This is a genomic window from Caviibacterium pharyngocola (genome assembly GCF_002795405.1).
GTDB lineage: Bacteria > Pseudomonadota > Gammaproteobacteria > Enterobacterales > Pasteurellaceae > Caviibacterium > Caviibacterium pharyngocola.
Genome location: NZ_PHGZ01000024.1, coordinates 26,235 through 42,781 on the forward strand (window position 1 = coordinate 26,235; position 16,547 = coordinate 42,781).

Genomic DNA, 16,547 nt, shown 5'->3' on the forward strand with positions numbered 1-16,547 from the left:
TTGCCGACCTATTTACATAGGGTAAATAGGCTCGTCCCGAAAGGGTGTTATTAATTTTAGCGGAGTACTAAGATGATCCAAGAACAGACTATGCTCGACGTAGCTGATAACTCAGGCGCTCGCAGTGTAATGTGTATCAAGGTTCTAGGTGGATCGCACCGTCGTTACGCTGCTATTGGTGACATCATCAAAGTTACCGTGAAAGAAGCAATTCCTCGCGGTAAAGTGAAAAAAGGTGATGTTTTAAAAGCAGTTGTTGTGCGCACCAAGAAGGGTGTTCGTCGCCCAGACGGATCAGTCATTCGTTTCGATGGTAACGCTTGTGTTATGTTAAACAATAACTCTGAGCAACCAATCGGTACTCGTATTTTTGGACCGGTGACTCGTGAACTTCGTTCTGAGAAGTTTATGAAGATCATTTCTTTGGCACCAGAAGTACTGTAAGGAGAAGTGAGAAATGGCTGCAAAAATTCGTCAAAATGATGAAGTAATTGTCCTTGCCGGAAAAAGCAAAGGCAAACGTGGTAAGGTAACTCAAGTGTTACCAAACGGTAAAGTGGTTGTTGAAGGTGTAAATGTTATCACTAAACACGAAAAACCTGTTCCTGCATTAGGAAAAGAAGGTGGTTTAGTGAAGAAAGAAGCGCCGATTGATGCGTCAAACGTTGCGATCTTTAACCCGAAAACAAATAAAGCTGACCGTGTAGGATTTAGATTTGAAGACGGTAAGAAAGTCCGTTTCTTTAAATCTAATAATGAAATTATTTAATAGTAAACTGGAGTAATGCGATGGCGAAACTGCATGATTACTACAGAGATCAAGTAGTGAATGAATTGAAATCAAAATTCAACTACACATCTGTCATGCAAGTCCCACGAATCGAAAAGATTACCCTGAATATGGGTGTGGGTGAAGCATTGACCGATAAGAAGTTATTAGATAACGCAGTAGCGGATCTAGCAGCGATTAGCGGTCAGAAACCTTTAGTAACTAAAGCACGCAAATCTGTTGCTGGCTTTAAAATCCGTCAGGGATATCCAATCGGTTGTAAAGTGACACTACGCGGTGAGCGTATGTGGGAGTTCTTTGAACGTTTAATTACAATTGCTGTTCCTCGTATTCGTGACTTCCGCGGTCTAAGCGCGAAATCATTTGATGGTCGTGGTAATTACAGCATGGGTGTGCGTGAGCAAATCATCTTCCCTGAAATCGACTATGATAAAGTAGATCGTGTACGTGGTTTGGATATTACTATCACAACTACGGCTAAGAGTGATGAAGAAGGTCAAGCACTATTAGCTGCCTTTAATTTCCCATTCCGTAAGTAAGGCAGGTTACAAATGGCTAAACAATCAATGAAAGCACGCGATGTAAAACGCGTCAAATTGGCTGAAAAATTCTATGCAAAACGTGTAGAGTTAAAGAAAATCATCGCTGATGTAAATTCTTCTGATGAAGATCGTTGGGATGCCGTGTTAAAGTTACAAACTTTACCGCGTGATTCAAGCCCAAGCCGCCAACGTAACCGCTGCCGCCAAACCGGACGTCCTCACGGCGTTTTGCGTAAGTTTGGTTTAAGCCGTATTAAAGTTCGCGAAGCAGCAATGCGTGGCGAAATCCCAGGCCTTAAAAAAGCAAGTTGGTAATTTACCACTTTATTTTGGAATCGGAGTAAAAGCACAATGAGTATGCAAGATCCAATCGCAGATATGTTGACCCGTATTCGTAACGGTCAAGCTGCGAACAAAGTTGCGATCAGTATGCCTTCATCCAAGCTAAAAGTGGCTATTGCCAATGTATTAGCAGCGGAAGGTTATATTGAGAGCGTCAAAGTTTTAGACGGTGCAAAGCCTGAATTGGAAATTACATTAAAATATTTCCAAGGCAAACCGGTTGTAGAAAGCATCCAGCGCGTTAGCCGCCCGGGTTTACGTATTTATAAACGTAAAGACGAATTACCAAAGGTAATGGGTGGTTTAGGTGTTGCAGTAGTTTCTACATCTAAAGGTGTGATGACTGACCGTGCGGCTCGTCAAGCGGGCTTAGGCGGCGAAATCATCTGTTATGTAGCTTAATAGAGAGGTAGGAAAATGTCTCGTGTTGCAAAAGCACCTGTTAATATTCCTGCCGGTGTTGAGGTAAAACTTAACGGTCAGCTATTAACAGTAAAAGGTAAGAATGGCGAGTTATCTCGCAACATTCATAACTCAGTTGAAGTTAAACAAGATAATAATGAATTGACATTCGCTCCTCGTGAGGGAATTGTTGGTGCTGACGCACAGGCGGGTACAGCACGCGCATTAGTTAATGCGATGGTTATCGGTGTTACTGAAGGCTTCACTAAGAAGTTACAATTGGTGGGTGTTGGTTATAGAGCACAAATGAAAGGCAACGTAGTTGCATTAAGTTTAGGTTTTTCACACCCTGTTGAGCACACTTTACCTGCGGGTATTACTGCTGAATGTCCATCTCAAACAGAAATCGTTTTGAAAGGTGCGGACAAACAGTTAATCGGTCAAGTCGCCGCAGATATTCGTGCTTATCGCCGTCCTGAACCTTATAAAGGTAAAGGTGTACGTTACGCTGATGAAGTTGTGCGTACAAAAGAGGCTAAGAAGAAATAATTAAGGTAACACTATGGATAAGAAATCAGCTCGTATCCGTCGTGCAGCTCGTGCACGCCATATGATGAAAGAGCAAGGTGTAACTCGTTTAGTTATTCACCGCACTCCTCGTCATATTTATGCACAGGTTATTGCACCGAACGGTTCAGAAGTGCTTGCCGCTGCTTCTACAGTTGAAAAAGCAATTAGTGAGCAAGTGAAATATACCGGAAATAAAGATGCTGCAGCAGTAGTTGGTAAAGTTGTTGCTGAAAGAGCATTGGCGAAAGGCGTTAAAGCTGTTGCCTTCGATCGTTCCGGTTTTAAATATCATGGTCGTGTCCAATCTTTAGCGGACGCTGCCCGTGAAGCTGGTCTACAGTTCTAATAGAGGTAATTTTAGATGGCACACATCGAAAAACAAGCTGGTGAACTGCAAGAGAAGCTAATCGCGGTAAACCGTGTATCAAAAACTGTAAAAGGTGGTCGTATTATGAGCTTTACTGCATTAACTGTAGTAGGCGATGGTAACGGTCGTGTAGGTTTTGGTTATGGTAAAGCGCGCGAAGTTCCGGCAGCGATCCAAAAAGCGATGGAAAAAGCACGTCGCAATATGATTACTGTGGCTTTAAATGAAGGCACATTACAACATCCGATTAAAGGTACTCACACTGGTTCTCGCGTATTTATGCAACCTGCAAGTGAAGGTACGGGTATCATCGCAGGCGGTGCAATGCGTGCGGTGCTAGAAGTTGCCGGTGTTCGTAACGTTCTTTCAAAAGCATACGGTTCAACCAACCCAATTAACGTTGTTCGCGCAACAATCGATGCGCTTGCAAATATGAAATCACCAGAAATGGTTGCCGCTAAACGTGGTAAAACCGTTGATGAAATTTTGGGGTAATTGATAATGGCAAAAACTATTAAAGTAACACAAGTTCGTAGCTCAATCGCTCGTTTACCGAAGCATAAAGCTACACTCCGTGGTCTTGGTCTTCGCCATATGCACCATACCGTTGAGTTAATCGACACTCCTGCTGTACGCGGTATGATTAACCAAGTTTCATATATGGTTAAAGTGGAGGAGTAAGAGAATGCGTTTAAATACTCTATCTCCGGCTGAAGGTGCTAAGCACAGTGCGAAACGCCTAGGTCGTGGTATCGGTTCAGGTTTAGGTAAAACCGGCGGACGTGGTCATAAAGGTCAAAAATCTCGTACAGGCGGCGGTGTTCGTCGTGGTTTCGAGGGTGGTCAAATGCCTTTATACCGTCGTTTACCGAAATTCGGTTTCACTTCAATGAAAGCTGCTGTTACAGCGGAAGTTCGTTTGAATGATTTAACCAAAGTTGAAGGTAACATCGTCACTTTAGAAGCATTAAAAGCGGCTAACGTATTAACTAAAGACATTCAATTCGCTAAAGTTATTCTTGCAGGCGAAGTGAAAGGTGCAGTGGTTGTTCGTGGTTTGCGTGTGACTAAAGGTGCTAAAGTAGCGATTGAAGCTGCTGGCGGTTCAGTTGAGGAATAATTGACAGATGGCTAAGCAACCGGGTTATCAAACTAGAAGTACTCAAAGCGGTACGGGTGAACTAAAAAGCAGATTGTTATTTGTCTTAGGTGCGCTCATTGTTTTCCGTATTGGGTCCTTTATTCCGGTTCCTGGTATCGATGCGGCCGTATTAGCTCAATTACTTGAACAACAAAAAGGCACCATCATTGATATGTTTAATATGTTCTCTGGTGGTGCGTTGAGTCGTGCGTCAATTTTTGCATTAGGGATTATGCCTTATATTTCGGCATCCATTATTATTCAATTATTGACCACGGTTCACCCGGCATTAGCCGAATTGAAGAAAGAAGGCGAAGCGGGACGTCGTAAAATTAGCAAATATACACGCTATTCGACTTTAGTCCTTGCTACCGTTCAGGCGATCGGTATTTCAACTGGTTTGCCTAATATGTTACCCGGATTAGTCCCGAATCTTGGATTCGGTTTTTATTTTACGGCGGTAATCAGCCTTGTTACGGGAACAATGTTCCTAATGTGGCTGGGTGAACAGATTACAGAACGTGGAATCGGTAACGGTATTTCTTTGATTATTTTTGCAGGGATTGTTGCAGGGCTTCCTTCGGCAATAGGTCAGACTATTGAACAAGCTCGTCAAGGGCAAATGCATCTGTTAGTGCTTTTACTGATCGCAGTCATTGTTTTTGCGGTGACTTATTTTGTCGTCTTTGTAGAAAGAGGACAAAGAAGAATCAAAGTAGAATATGCCAAACGCCAACAAGGTCGTCAAATTTTAGGCGGTCACTCCACACATTTACCGCTTAAAGTAAATATGGCAGGCGTTATTCCGGCAATTTTTGCATCAAGTATCATCTTGTTCCCGGCAACATTAACATCTTGGTTCGGACAAGGTTCAAGTTTAGAATGGTTAACTGATCTGTCGATGTTGTTGCATCCGGGTCAGCCTTTGTACTTGATCGTATATGCGGTTGCAATCATCTTCTTTAGTTTCTTTTATACCGCAATGCAATATAATCCGCGTGATACAGCAGATAATTTGAAAAAGTCTGGCGCATTTATACCCGGAATTAGACCAGGTGAACAAACATCACGTTATATTGATAAAATTATGACTCGTCTGACTCTGATCGGCGGTTTATATATCACATTCGTGTGTTTGGTTCCTTATATTATGACATCAGCTTGGAACGTTCAGTTCTATTTCGGCGGTACGTCTTTACTGATTGTCGTAGTGGTAATTATGGATTTCATCGTTCAGGTTCAAAGTCACTTAATGTCGACAAAATATGAATCTGCGCTGAAAAAAGCAAACCTAAAAGGTTTTGGACAATAACTGTCCTTATAGATAAAGGGATAAGCAATGAAAGTTCGTGCTTCCGTTAAGAAATTATGTCGTAACTGTAAAATTGTTAAACGTGAAGGTGTTGTGCGTGTTTTATGCAGTGACCCTAAACATAAACAACGTCAAGGTTAATTGACATTTTTTCTTGCAAAGAACCGGCTGGGCATATATAATGCTCAGCTCATTTATGTCCTTGACATACTGTTTGAGTATCCTGAAAACGGGCTTTTCAAGATCAGTATGTCAAATTAGTTAAATTAATAGGAGTGCATAGTGGCCCGTATTGCAGGCATTAACATTCCTGATCACAAACACGCTGTAATCGCTTTAACTGCAATTTACGGTATCGGTAGAACTCGTTCAAAAGCCATTTGTGCTGCTGCGGGCATTGCCGAAGATGTTAAGATCAGAGAATTGTCTGAAGAGCAGATTGATAAACTGCGTGACGAAGTTGGTAAATTTACCGTTGAAGGTGACTTACGCCGTGAAGTAACACTTAACATTAAACGCCTATTGGATTTAGGTTGTTATCGTGGTTTACGTCATCGTCGTAGTTTACCGGTGCGTGGTCAACGTACTAAAACTAATGCGCGTACCCGTAAGGGTCCTCGTAAGCCGATCAAGAAATAAGTCGGGGTAAATTTAAATGGCAAAAACACCAGTTCGTGCACGTAAACGTGTAAAAAAACAAGTAGTAGATGGCGTAGCTCACATTCACGCATCTTTCAATAATACAATCGTTACCATTACTGACCGTCAAGGTAACGCCCTAGCTTGGGCGACTGCGGGTGGTTCAGGTTTCCGTGGTTCTCGTAAATCTACCCCGTTTGCAGCACAAGTTGCGGCTGAACGTTGTGCCGAAGTCGTAAAAGAATTCGGATTAAAGAACTTGGAAGTTATGGTTAAAGGGCCGGGTCCTGGTCGTGAATCTACAATCCGTGCATTAAATGCAGCGGGTTTCCGTATCACGAACATTACTGATGTGACTCCGATTCCTCATAACGGTTGTCGTCCACCGAAAAAACGTCGTGTTTAATGGCGTCATAGGATAGTTGGAGAAAGAAAATGGCAAGATATTTGGGTCCTAAACTCAAGCTAAGCCGTCGTGAAGGCACTGACTTATTCCTTAAGTCAGGTGTACGCGCGATTGATTCAAAATGTAAAATTGATACGGCACCCGGTCAACACGGTGCTCGTAAACCGCGTTTGTCAGACTATGGTAGTCAATTACGGGAAAAACAAAAAGTTCGTCGCATCTATGGTATTTTAGAGCGTCAATTCCGTAACTATTATACTGAAGCAAACCGCTTAAAAGGTAATACCGGGGAAAATTTACTGGTATTATTAGAAGGTCGATTGGATAACGTTGTTTATCGCATGGGCTTTGCTGCAACTCGTGCTGAGGCTCGCCAATTAGTGAGTCACAAAGCGATTGTTGTAAATGGTCGTGTAGTTAATATCCCATCTTTCCAAGTTTCAGTTGATGATGTAGTGGCTGTTCGTGAAAAATCTAAGAAACAAGCGCGTATTAAAGCATCATTAGAGTTAGCAGAACAAAGAGAAAAACCGACTTGGTTAGAAGTTGATGCTGCTAAAATGGAAGGTGTGTTCAAACGTGTTCCTGAACGTTCTGATTTATCAGCAGACATTAACGAACATCTGATCGTTGAGCTTTACTCTAAATAATAGTTAAAGCTTCGTAGCAAAGAGAGGATAAAATGCAGGGTTCTGTTACAGAATTTTTAAAACCACGTTTAGTTGATATCGAACAAATCAGTTCGACTCACGCTAAAGTGATCTTAGAACCGTTAGAGCGTGGCTTCGGTCATACTCTAGGTAATGCATTACGTCGTATTCTTCTATCTTCAATGCCGGGTTGTGCCGTCACTGAAGTGGAAATTGACGGTGTATTGCATGAATACAGTAGTAAAGAAGGTGTTCAAGAAGATATTATTGAGGTTCTTCTAAACTTAAAAGGCCTAGCGGTTAAAGTACAGAATAAAGATAATGTTTTTCTGACACTAAGCAAGTCTGGAATTGGCCCTGTTGTTGCAGCTGACATCACCCACGATGGTGATGTTGAAATCGTAAATCCTGATCATATCATTTGTCACTTAACAGACGAAAATGCATCTATTAATATGCGAATTCGTGTTCAACGTGGTAGAGGATATGTTCCGGCCTCAGCAAGAGTTCACTCTCAAGATGAGGAACGTCCTATTGGTCGTTTATTAGTAGATGCTTGTTATAGTCCGGTTGACCGCATTGCTTACAACGTAGAAGCGGCGCGTGTCGAACAACGTACCGACTTAGATAAGTTGGTTATCGAATTGGAAACTAACGGCACTATTGATCCGGAAGAAGCGATTCGTCGTGCAGCAACAATTTTAGCAGAGCAACTTGATGCATTCGTTGATTTGCGAGATGTTCGTCAACCTGAAGTTAAGGAAGAAAAACCGGAATTTGATCCGATTTTACTACGTCCTGTTGATGACTTAGAGTTGACAGTTCGTTCTGCTAACTGTTTGAAAGCAGAAACAATTCACTATATCGGTGATTTAGTACAGCGTACCGAAGTTGAGTTATTAAAAACGCCTAATCTTGGTAAGAAATCTCTTACAGAGATTAAAGACGTGCTTGCTTCACGCGGCTTGTCACTTGGTATGCGCCTTGAAAATTGGCCACCGGCAAGTATTGCCGAAGATTAATGGTCATTAGGTTAAGATTTTTCTGAGAAGGATAAGGTCATGCGCCATCGTAAGAGTGGACGTCAACTAAATCGTAATAGTAGCCATCGTCAGGCACTATTCCGTAATTTAGCTAGTGCATTAGTTAGTCACGAAATTATTAAGACTACATTGCCAAAAGCAAAAGAATTACGTCGTGTAGTTGAGCCGTTAATTACATTAGCAAAAGTAGATAGCGTTGCAAATCGCCGTTTAGCTTTTGCTCGTACACGCAACATTGAAACTGTTGCAAAATTATTCAATGAATTAGGACCACGTTTTGCACAACGTGCAGGCGGTTATACCCGTATCTTAAAATGTGGTTTCCGTGCAGGTGACAATGCGCCAATGGCATACATTGAGCTAGTTGATCGTCCTGAAGTTGCAGCTGAAGAAGTTGTAGCAGCAGAATAATTTACTAAGTTAAAGAAAAAAGCCCACATTAGTGGGCTTTTTTATTGTTTTCATAATATAGCATATTATTTTATCTTCTTTTTTTACAACTTATTTCTTGCTAGATCGCCTGAAAGTTAGATATTGAAGTCGTTTAGCATCCTCTTTTTTAAAAATAATCATCACTCTCAATGAAAAATCTTCGTCTTTATTAATGCAATTTTATAAATATCTAAATAGGCTGGATGGTGCTGATTGCAGCGCTAATATCTGGACTAAATTCTTCGCCGAATTTTTGGGAAACCAATCAAAGTGCGGTTAATTTTCGAAAAATTTTTTAGTGAGAACGGCGATATTTTGCATACCGCCGTTTTAATAAGAATTGAGTGAAATAATAATCTCTGTTTATTTCTTTTCTCGATCATCCACGCCAATCAACAAATAATTTCCGTTAATATCTGCGACACTTCTGAATCCTACATTAGTAATACGGTAAGGGTTACAATGCTCAAGCGGTTGGTAATCGAAACTTTCGTGGTGATGTCCATGAAAGATATGCTTGATATGCATTTTCTCGGCGAGTTGATTAATTGCGTGAAAGCCGGAAGGATGTGGTTTCGGTGCTTCGTGACAAATTAAAATGTCCGCTTGTTGTGTTTCCAGCGTTTCGATATCCGAAGGAAAAATGGACGTTCGGTGGCGTAGAGGGATGCCCCCACGCCAAATCTTTTCTTGTGGACAATATTGGCAATAATGAATTGGATCAAAAAAGAGCGGTTTACTCGGTGGCATCCAAATTTGTCCGCGAAATACACCGCCCAAACCAGCAATGCGCACGCCTTGAATATCGGCAACTCTCGCGTGTAAATTTCGCTCACGCCATTGGCTTCCCCACAAGGCTTCAAATGCAGCAACGGTTTTGCTATCGTGATTGCCGTGGATAAACCAAAGATCGCAATAAGCAGCAAGCGCGTCCAGTTCATTTGCTGAAGTCAGCTGTAAATCGCCGAGTATAATAAGCGAAACATTTTCTTGTTCACGGACAATGGGATATAAATGCGCAAAACTACCGTGCGGATCGCCCGCAAATAAAATCATCGGCATTACTCCTCAAAAAGTGAATGTGCGCCGTGATCGGAATGTAACTCGGAGAGTTCTTCTTCGTTCAGAATCTTTTCCACAATGGCTTTCACTTGATTATAGCGCTCCAAATAACTCGGCGATTCAATCTCAATATAAGGAATATTATATTTATCCAATAATTTTTTTAGTAATTGTTGAAAACGTTGCCGCTGTTTATGGTTACCTAAGCTACGCAAACCGTCATCGACCCACTTCGTATTATTATTTAACAGGATAGTGACATCGAACGGATATTCCTTGATCATTGAATCTAAAAACGGATGCGCTTTGCCTTCGTATTGAATACAAAATGCCTGCGTAGTAATAAAATCCGTATCGACAATGGCGATTTTATGTGCGTGACGTAATGCATAATCAATATAACGCTGATGTCCCAATGCCATTTGCGGGTAATCGGAATATTGCATTGCTTGTTCATCACCACCTAGTTTTTCAAAGACAAACTCGCGACCGTATTCCCACGCCGAGGTTGTGTTAAAAACGGTTGCCAATTTATTTACCAACACGGTTTTACCGCTACTTTCACCGCCTAAGATGGCGACGGTTTTAGCAAAGAACGGACGCACTTCTTTCGGAATAAATTTCCAGTAATGGAACGGATTATTTCGAATTTTCGTTGCGGAAACATTAAAAAACTGACGTTGCGGATCAACCAATTCGACCTGTAAATTCAGATATTTCTCGTAAGGTGCTTTGTCTTGAATTTCACTGCTAAACACAACACTCGGATTAACATTTTTTTCTTTAAAAAGTAGTTTTACCTGCTGCGCCCAAGCTTCCCAACCGTTCGGATAGCTCGGAATTCCATCCTCGACAAGATGATGAATAAAAATCTGATTTTTCTGATATTTAAAAATCTGTTGCATCCAACGTAACCGATCTTGCACCGTCGGCATCCGTTTCATCTTGCTATCATAGAATAATTTCAAATCCCGTTCGGTATCGCTGCACACAATAACGTGCACTTCATCCACTTTACTGAACGCCTCATAGATCATATTAATATGTCCGGTATGGACCGGATAGAATTTACCGAAGATCACACCGACTTTTTTATTATTTTGTTCGGTAATTTGAAGAACCTTATGTAACGCGCTGAGTTTAGTCGCGCTTGGATTTTTAATTTTACCGCTGACTAATTGATTGAAATAGGCGCGTGTAATATTTGCCTGCTCGCAAACATCATTCACTTTCAAGTTTAATTGCTTACGTTTTTGCTGTAAGTAGGCAAAATTCGACATAAAATTTATCCTTTATGATTCAAAAATAAATAAAAATCAGACCGCACTTTTGAGAAAAATTAATGATTTTCCTGTTGCGCTAAAATTTGTTCAAGACGTTTTTCCAACTCGGTAAGTTTTTCACGCGTGCGCATCAACACCTGTGTTTGCACGTCGAATTCTTCACGAGTCACCAAGTCTAATTTGGCTAATTGAGCTTGCAGCGTTTGTTTAACCTTCGCTTCGGCATCTTGTCCCAGATCTTTAACGCCTTGCGGTAATACATCTTGAATTTGTTGTATGATTTGTTCTATTTTTTTCGGATTAAGCATAACAACCTCACATTTTGTTTATATTGTGTGTATTGTATGCAATCTTGCTACAAATAAAAACATTTTTTCTCTCGGAAGTTTGCGCTATACTATGCGGGCATTCTCAGGGCAGGGCGAAATTCCCTACCGGTGGTAAATGTACAAACATAAGCCCACGAGCGTTTACTGATTCAGTAAAGTCAGCAGATTTGGTGAAATTCCAAAGCCGACAGTCACAGTCTGGATGAAAGAGAATAAGCAGGTTTTCCTGTCAGTTGTTGATTAATTTTGTCGGGTGGATATTCATCCGCCGTTATTATTATTTTCTGGCGGATTGTGTCCGTCCTACGATAATGTTTTTCACCAATCAGCTTTTTCTATCAGCCCTGATTCAAGTATCTATTAATTTATTTAAAGGAATTTACTATGAATCAGTCATTATTATCCCAATTCGGCAGTGCCGAAGAACGCGTCAAAAAAGCCCTCGAAGCCTTTAAGCAAGGCAACGGTGTACTTGTTTTAGACGATGAAGATCGTGAAAACGAAGGTGATCTCATTTTTCCGGCAGAAACCATTACGCCGGAACAAATGGCAAAACTCATCCGTTATGGTAGCGGAATCGTTTGTTTATGTATTACGGACGAATTATGCCGACAACTGGATCTCCCGCCAATGGTGCAAGACAACACCAGCAAAAACAAAACTGCATTCACCGTTACCATTGAAGCCGCAGAAGGCGTCTCAACCGGCGTATCCGCCCAAGATCGCGTCACAACCGTCAAAACAGCCATCAAAGACGGCGCAAAACCGCAAGATTTGAATAGACCGGGACACGTTTTCCCGTTGAGAGCGGCTGAAAACGGCGTGTTAAAACGCCGTGGTCACACCGAAGCCGCCGTGGATTTAACTCGCCTAGCGGGTTATAAATCAGCGGGTGTAATTTGTGAAATCACCAATGATGACGGTACAATGGCGCGCGCACCAGAAATTATCGCCTTTTCCAGTAAATTCGGTTATCCAATCGTGACAATCGAAGATTTAGTTGCATACCGTTTGAAATATTCTGTTTAGTTTTTAATAGTGCGGTTGAAATTGCGTTTAATTTACACCGCACTTTTTACTCATCCCTAATTCTGCTCACGGAATTCCTTTGGTGTTTGATTTTGTTCTTTTTTAAAGACGGAATAGAAATATTGCAGAGAAGGATAGCCGCAAACTTCCGAAATTTCTTGAATAGAAATATTGGTAAAACGTAATAAATCTAACGCACGATTCATTTTTTGCTCGTGAATCACTTGATGAACGGTTCGATTTAGTTCCGCTTTAAATCTTAATTTCAAATTTGATCTTGAAGTTCTTAAGTGATCCAACACTTGTTCGACCTTAATGCCCTGACAAGCACGGTGGCGAATATAATGCATAGCCTGAATAACCAAGGGATCTTTTAACGAACGATAATCCGTTGAGGCGCGTTCTTCCACCTTGCGTGGCGGTACTAAGATCGGTTTATGGCTGACATTATGACCGTTTAATCGTTGATGTAATAACTTCGCGGCTTGATAGCCGATTTGTTTTGTGCCTTGCGAAACGGAAGAAAGTGACACTCTGGATAAATATTGAATGAGTTCTTCATTATCGATTCCGATGACGCAAAGCTGTTCCGGCACGGCGATTTTTAAATATTCGCAAGCTTGCAATAAATGCCGCGCTCTGGCATCCGTTACGGCGATAATGCCCGTGTTCGGCGGCAGCGTTTTAATCCATTCGCCAAGTTTGGATTGGGCGGTTAGCCAGTTCTGCGAATTGGTTTGTTCGCCTTGATATATTCTGACCGGATATTCATATTTCGCCATCAACTCAATAAACGCGTTTTGTCGTTCTATCGACCAATGTTTTTGTTCGCAAGGCGTCGGCTGCCCGTAAAAAGCAAAATGAGAAATACCCTTTTGCTTTAAGTGTAAAAACGCCGTTTCCACAAGGGCGTAGTTATCCGTAGCGACATAAGGTAAATCCGGATAGAACTGCGCATTTTTATACGAACCGCCTACGGCAATAATCGGTACATTAATCGAACCGAGCAATTCCGCCGTTTCGGGATCATCAAAATCGGCAATAATACCGTCGATAGAAAGGCTTTCGATGCTTTCTTTGTGATAAATAAAATCGTCTTCAATAAAAATGTCCCAAGTACATTGAGACGCTTGCAAATATTGCCCGACACCCTCCACAACTTGCCGGTCATACACTTTGTTTGCATTAAAGAGTAAGGCAATACGGTAATATTTTTGTTGTGCGGTCATTATTTTCATTCCTTGATACGGCTAAAGAAAATCTTAGGATACTGAAAAACGGGAATGGATGCTGAGATTTATTTGAAGTTTGTGATTGAATTCAAAGAATTGAGGGAAAGTGCGGTGGGTTTTGAAAACTTTTCTAAAAATCACCGCACTTTTATTAATTAAAACGGAATTACATTTTTTTCTTGCTCATTGTATCCACCCAAACGGCAAGTAGAAGAATTGAACCTTTGACGATATATTGCCAGAAAGTCGGCACATCGAGCATACTCATTCCGTTATCCAGTAAAGCTATAATAAATGCGCCGATCACCACACCGTAAACCGTACCGATACCGCCGGCAAGGCTTGCTCCACCAATAACACAGGCAGCGATAGCATCTAGTTCGGCATTCTGTCCGGCTGATGGTGAACCGGCACCTAGTCTCGCACTTAAAATCAAACCGGCAATCGCTACCATTAAACCGTTAATGGCAAAAATGGACATTTTAATTTTTTCTACATTAATACCGGACAGACAAGCTGCATCAATGTTTCCGCCGATAGCATAAACTTGGCGACCGAAAGCGGTTTTTTTCGCTATAAACATACCGATAGCAGCAAGTAAGGCGAGTAATAAAACTGGGAAAGGGATACCACGATAATCATTTAATAAGTAAATTGCCCCTAAAACCACAATAGCAAATACGCCGTATTTTAGTGTTTCTTTGCCCGCATTAGGGACTTGAAGTTGTAATTTTTGACGTGCTTTGCGTTGATAACCTCCCCATAATACGAAGATAGCAATGGCAATAAAGCCGATGAGCATACCTGTTATATCGGAAAGATAACCCTGCCCGATTAAGGTCATATCACGACTAATCGGCGAAACCGTTGTACCGTCGGTTAAACCGATTAACGCACCACGGAAAGCCAACATTCCGGCAAGGGTCACAATAAAAGAAGGAACTTTGCGATAAGCGACCCACCAGCCATTCCAAGCACCAATCATTAAACCGAGAATCAGTGTCACAATAATGGTAGCAGGCAATGACCATCCCCACCAGACATTTGTAATTGCCGCAAAACCACCGAGCAAGCCCATTAATGAACCGACGGACAGATCAATTTCTGCCGAAATAATCACAAATACCATACCAATCGCCAAAATACCGGTAATAGAAGTTTGGCGAAGCAAGTTCGATACATTTCTCGCACTTAAATAGGCGCCATCCGTTGCCACAGAAAAAAACAACATAATGACAATAATGGCGATGAACATAATATAAACTTGTAGATTAATTGATTTTAATTTAGACATAAGTTACTCCTTCAATGCCGCTTCCATCACTTTTTCTTGAGTTAATCCTTGATTAATTAAATCAGCTTTAATTTTGCCTTGGTGCATAACCAACACTCTATCGCTTATCCCTAACACTTCCGGTAATTCGGATGAAATGACAATAATTGCCATACCTTCTTTTGCTAATTGATTGATTAATTTATAAATTTCATATTTTGCACCCACATCAATGCCCCTTGTGGGTTCGTCAAGAATAAGTATTTTAGGTTTAAGTAATAGGCATTTGGCTAGTATGGCTTTTTGTTGATTACCGCCGCTCAAACGCCCTATCGCTAATTCAGGCGAAGATGTTTTTACGGTTAGTTTTTTAATGGATTGTTCAATCACCGTTTCTTCTAGAGCTTCATTGATAACGGTTTTGCCGAAACAAAATTGTTTTAAGGCGGATAAAGTAATATTTTTACCAACCCCCATAATCGGTACGATACCGTGTTTTTTACGATCTTCCGGTACCATCACTAAATTATGTGCAATCGCTTGAGTGCAGTTTTTGATTTTGACGGCTTGATTATGGATAAAAATATCGCCTTGATATTTGCCTTGATAAGAACCGAACAAGCATTGCGCCATTTCCGTACGTCCTGATCCCACAAGTCCGGCAACGCCTAAAATTTCGCCTTGGTGTAAACGGAAAGAGGCATTATCCACGCGTTTGATATGCGTATTAATCGGATGATAAGCAGTGAGATTTTCAACGCGTAAAATCTCTTCACCAATATGATGTTCTTCGTGCGGATAAAGTGAGGTAATTTCACGACCTACCATCATTGTGATGATGTCATCTTCAGTCATTCCTTGTGCAGCTTGCGTGCCGATATGTTCACCATCTCGAATAACGCAGATTTTGTCGGAGATTTCTTTGACTTCGTTAAGTTTATGAGAAATGTAAATACAGGAAATATTATGTTCACGCAGATCTTTCACTAAATTAAGCAAAATTGCCGTTTCTTTTTCAGTTAAAGAAGCCGTTGGTTCATCTAAAATAAGCAACCGCACTTGTTTATTTAAAGCTTTGGCAATTTCCACTAATTGTTGTTGTCCTAACCCAAGTTCACCAACTTTCGTATTCGGATCAATATCCAGTTGTACTTGCTGTAAAATGGTTTTGCAACGTAAGTACATTTGGTTGTCATCCGTCACACCGCCTTGGGTAATTTCATTGCCTAAAAACATATTTTCCAGCACAGTCATATTTTTCACTAAGGTCAATTCTTGGTGAATAATTGAGATGCCTTTTTCTTCTGTTTCCTTAATATTTTTCGATTGTAATTGTTCACCGGCAAAATAAATTTCACCGCTATAATCCCCATAAGGATAAATTCCGCACAGCACTTTCATTAAGGTGGATTTACCCGAACCGTTCTCGCCGCAAAGAGAGAGAATTTCACCGGCTTCAAGGTTTATGGAAATATTATTTAATGCCACTACATCACCGAATTTTTTCGTGATATTACGCATTTCAAGTAATTGTGCCATATTCCATTTCTCCTTTACCTAGCACGACAAAGTCGTACTAGGTTACTCATAAGTGAGCGACTTTGTCGCTCTTTTTGAAGGTGGCAAAGCCACCTACTTATCATTAACCGATTGCGACCAAAGGTCGCTGTCGGATACAAAACTAAGGGGCTGTATTAGATTAG

The 16,547-nt window shown here is 41.1% G+C and carries 24 protein-coding genes and 1 riboswitch; of the genes, 18 read left to right on the forward strand and 6 right to left on the reverse strand.

Annotation, left to right across the window (positions count from 1 at the left end):
• The first annotated feature begins 72 nt into the window (after positions 1-72).
• The 17 genes from rplN to rplQ all read left to right on the forward strand — a co-directional run bounded on the left by rplN (position 73) and on the right by rplQ (position 8,615).
• Positions 73-444: a 50S ribosomal protein L14 gene (gene rplN / locus CVP04_RS09975; protein WP_100297367.1), complete on the forward strand. Its 372-nt coding sequence runs from the start codon at positions 73-75 to the stop codon at positions 442-444.
• Positions 445-457: 13 nt separating this feature from the next.
• Positions 458-769 carry a 50S ribosomal protein L24 gene (gene rplX, locus CVP04_RS09980; protein WP_100297368.1) on the forward strand — a complete coding sequence of 104 codons (312 nt, stop codon included), beginning with the start codon at positions 458-460 and terminating at the stop codon, positions 767-769.
• Positions 770-789: 20 nt separating this feature from the next.
• Positions 790-1,329, forward strand: a complete 540-nt coding sequence (gene rplE, locus CVP04_RS09985; protein ID WP_100297369.1) for a 50S ribosomal protein L5 — start codon at positions 790-792, stop codon at positions 1,327-1,329.
• Between the two features lie 12 nt (positions 1,330-1,341).
• Positions 1,342-1,647, forward strand: coding sequence for a 30S ribosomal protein S14 (gene rpsN / locus CVP04_RS09990; RefSeq protein ID WP_100297370.1), 306 nt, complete (start codon positions 1,342-1,344; stop codon positions 1,645-1,647).
• Positions 1,648-1,683: 36 nt separating this feature from the next.
• Positions 1,684-2,076, forward strand: coding sequence for a 30S ribosomal protein S8 (gene rpsH, locus CVP04_RS09995; RefSeq protein WP_077426960.1), 393 nt, complete (start codon positions 1,684-1,686; stop codon positions 2,074-2,076).
• A 15-nt stretch (positions 2,077-2,091) separates the two neighbouring features.
• Positions 2,092-2,625, forward strand: a complete 534-nt coding sequence (gene rplF / locus CVP04_RS10000; RefSeq protein WP_100297371.1) for a 50S ribosomal protein L6 — start codon at positions 2,092-2,094, stop codon at positions 2,623-2,625.
• Positions 2,626-2,638: 13 nt separating this feature from the next.
• Positions 2,639-2,992 (forward strand): 50S ribosomal protein L18, encoded by a 354-nt coding sequence (gene rplR, locus CVP04_RS10005; RefSeq protein ID WP_100297372.1) that lies wholly within the window; start codon positions 2,639-2,641, stop codon positions 2,990-2,992.
• A gap of 15 nt (positions 2,993-3,007) precedes the next feature.
• Positions 3,008-3,508 (forward strand): 30S ribosomal protein S5, encoded by a 501-nt coding sequence (gene rpsE / locus CVP04_RS10010; RefSeq protein ID WP_100297373.1) that lies wholly within the window; start codon positions 3,008-3,010, stop codon positions 3,506-3,508.
• A gap of 6 nt (positions 3,509-3,514) precedes the next feature.
• Positions 3,515-3,694 (forward strand): 50S ribosomal protein L30, encoded by a 180-nt coding sequence (rpmD, locus tag CVP04_RS10015; protein ID WP_005543631.1) that lies wholly within the window; start codon positions 3,515-3,517, stop codon positions 3,692-3,694.
• Positions 3,695-3,698: 4 nt separating this feature from the next.
• The gene (gene rplO, locus CVP04_RS10020; protein WP_100297374.1) at positions 3,699-4,133 is read left to right on the forward strand and encodes a 50S ribosomal protein L15; all 435 of its coding nucleotides are present in this window, start codon (positions 3,699-3,701) and stop codon (positions 4,131-4,133) included.
• Between the two features lie 7 nt (positions 4,134-4,140).
• Complete coding sequence (gene secY / locus CVP04_RS10025) at positions 4,141-5,466, forward strand: preprotein translocase subunit SecY (protein ID WP_100297375.1); 1,326 nt, start codon at positions 4,141-4,143, stop codon at positions 5,464-5,466.
• A gap of 27 nt (positions 5,467-5,493) precedes the next feature.
• The gene (gene rpmJ / locus CVP04_RS10030; protein WP_005548767.1) at positions 5,494-5,607 is read left to right on the forward strand and encodes a 50S ribosomal protein L36; all 114 of its coding nucleotides are present in this window, start codon (positions 5,494-5,496) and stop codon (positions 5,605-5,607) included.
• Positions 5,608-5,748: 141 nt separating this feature from the next.
• Positions 5,749-6,105, forward strand: a complete 357-nt coding sequence (gene rpsM / locus CVP04_RS10035; RefSeq protein ID WP_077542385.1) for a 30S ribosomal protein S13 — start codon at positions 5,749-5,751, stop codon at positions 6,103-6,105.
• 16 nt (positions 6,106-6,121) lie between these two features.
• Positions 6,122-6,511: a 30S ribosomal protein S11 gene (rpsK, locus tag CVP04_RS10040; protein WP_005701868.1), complete on the forward strand. Its 390-nt coding sequence runs from the start codon at positions 6,122-6,124 to the stop codon at positions 6,509-6,511.
• Between the two features lie 29 nt (positions 6,512-6,540).
• On the forward strand, positions 6,541-7,161 hold the full coding sequence (gene rpsD, locus CVP04_RS10045; protein ID WP_100297376.1) for a 30S ribosomal protein S4: 621 nt from the start codon (positions 6,541-6,543) through the stop codon (positions 7,159-7,161).
• Positions 7,162-7,193: 32 nt separating this feature from the next.
• Positions 7,194-8,183: a DNA-directed RNA polymerase subunit alpha gene (locus CVP04_RS10050; RefSeq protein ID WP_100297377.1), complete on the forward strand. Its 990-nt coding sequence runs from the start codon at positions 7,194-7,196 to the stop codon at positions 8,181-8,183.
• Positions 8,184-8,222: 39 nt separating this feature from the next.
• On the forward strand, positions 8,223-8,615 hold the full coding sequence (rplQ, locus tag CVP04_RS10055) for a 50S ribosomal protein L17 (protein WP_100297378.1): 393 nt from the start codon (positions 8,223-8,225) through the stop codon (positions 8,613-8,615).
• A 384-nt stretch (positions 8,616-8,999) separates the two neighbouring features.
• Here the strand turns inward: rplQ and CVP04_RS10060 are convergent, their stop codons facing one another.
• Genes CVP04_RS10060 through ubiK form a run of 3 tightly spaced genes read right to left on the reverse strand, consistent with a single transcriptional unit; the run spans position 9,000 to position 11,289 of the window.
• Positions 9,000-9,692: a metallophosphoesterase family protein gene (locus CVP04_RS10060; RefSeq protein WP_100297388.1), complete on the reverse strand. Its 693-nt coding sequence runs from the start codon at positions 9,690-9,692 to the stop codon at positions 9,000-9,002.
• Positions 9,693-9,697: 5 nt separating this feature from the next.
• Positions 9,698-10,978, reverse strand: a complete 1,281-nt coding sequence (gene nadR / locus CVP04_RS10065) for a multifunctional transcriptional regulator/nicotinamide-nucleotide adenylyltransferase/ribosylnicotinamide kinase NadR (RefSeq protein ID WP_100297379.1) — start codon at positions 10,976-10,978, stop codon at positions 9,698-9,700.
• A gap of 59 nt (positions 10,979-11,037) precedes the next feature.
• On the reverse strand, positions 11,038-11,289 hold the full coding sequence (gene ubiK, locus CVP04_RS10070; protein WP_100297380.1) for a ubiquinone biosynthesis accessory factor UbiK: 252 nt from the start codon (positions 11,287-11,289) through the stop codon (positions 11,038-11,040).
• 95 nt (positions 11,290-11,384) lie between these two features.
• Positions 11,385-11,528, forward strand: a riboswitch (FMN riboswitch).
• A gap of 166 nt (positions 11,529-11,694) precedes the next feature.
• On the opposite strand from ubiK, the gene ribB reads away from it, so the two are divergent.
• Entirely contained in the window at positions 11,695-12,339 is a 645-nt protein-coding gene (gene ribB, locus CVP04_RS10075) for a 3,4-dihydroxy-2-butanone-4-phosphate synthase (RefSeq protein WP_100297381.1), read from the forward strand.
• Between the two features lie 56 nt (positions 12,340-12,395).
• Here ribB and CVP04_RS10080 read toward each other — a convergent pair whose 3' ends face one another.
• The 3 genes from CVP04_RS10080 to xylG all read right to left on the reverse strand — a co-directional run bounded on the left by CVP04_RS10080 (position 12,396) and on the right by xylG (position 16,383).
• Positions 12,396-13,568 (reverse strand): XylR family transcriptional regulator, encoded by a 1,173-nt coding sequence (locus tag CVP04_RS10080; RefSeq protein ID WP_100297382.1) that lies wholly within the window; start codon positions 13,566-13,568, stop codon positions 12,396-12,398.
• A gap of 169 nt (positions 13,569-13,737) precedes the next feature.
• Entirely contained in the window at positions 13,738-14,865 is a 1,128-nt protein-coding gene (locus CVP04_RS10085; RefSeq protein WP_100297383.1) for a sugar ABC transporter permease, read from the reverse strand.
• Between the two features lie 3 nt (positions 14,866-14,868).
• Positions 14,869-16,383, reverse strand: coding sequence for a D-xylose ABC transporter ATP-binding protein (xylG, locus tag CVP04_RS10090; protein ID WP_100297384.1), 1,515 nt, complete (start codon positions 16,381-16,383; stop codon positions 14,869-14,871).
• Positions 16,384-16,547 lie beyond the last annotated feature (164 nt).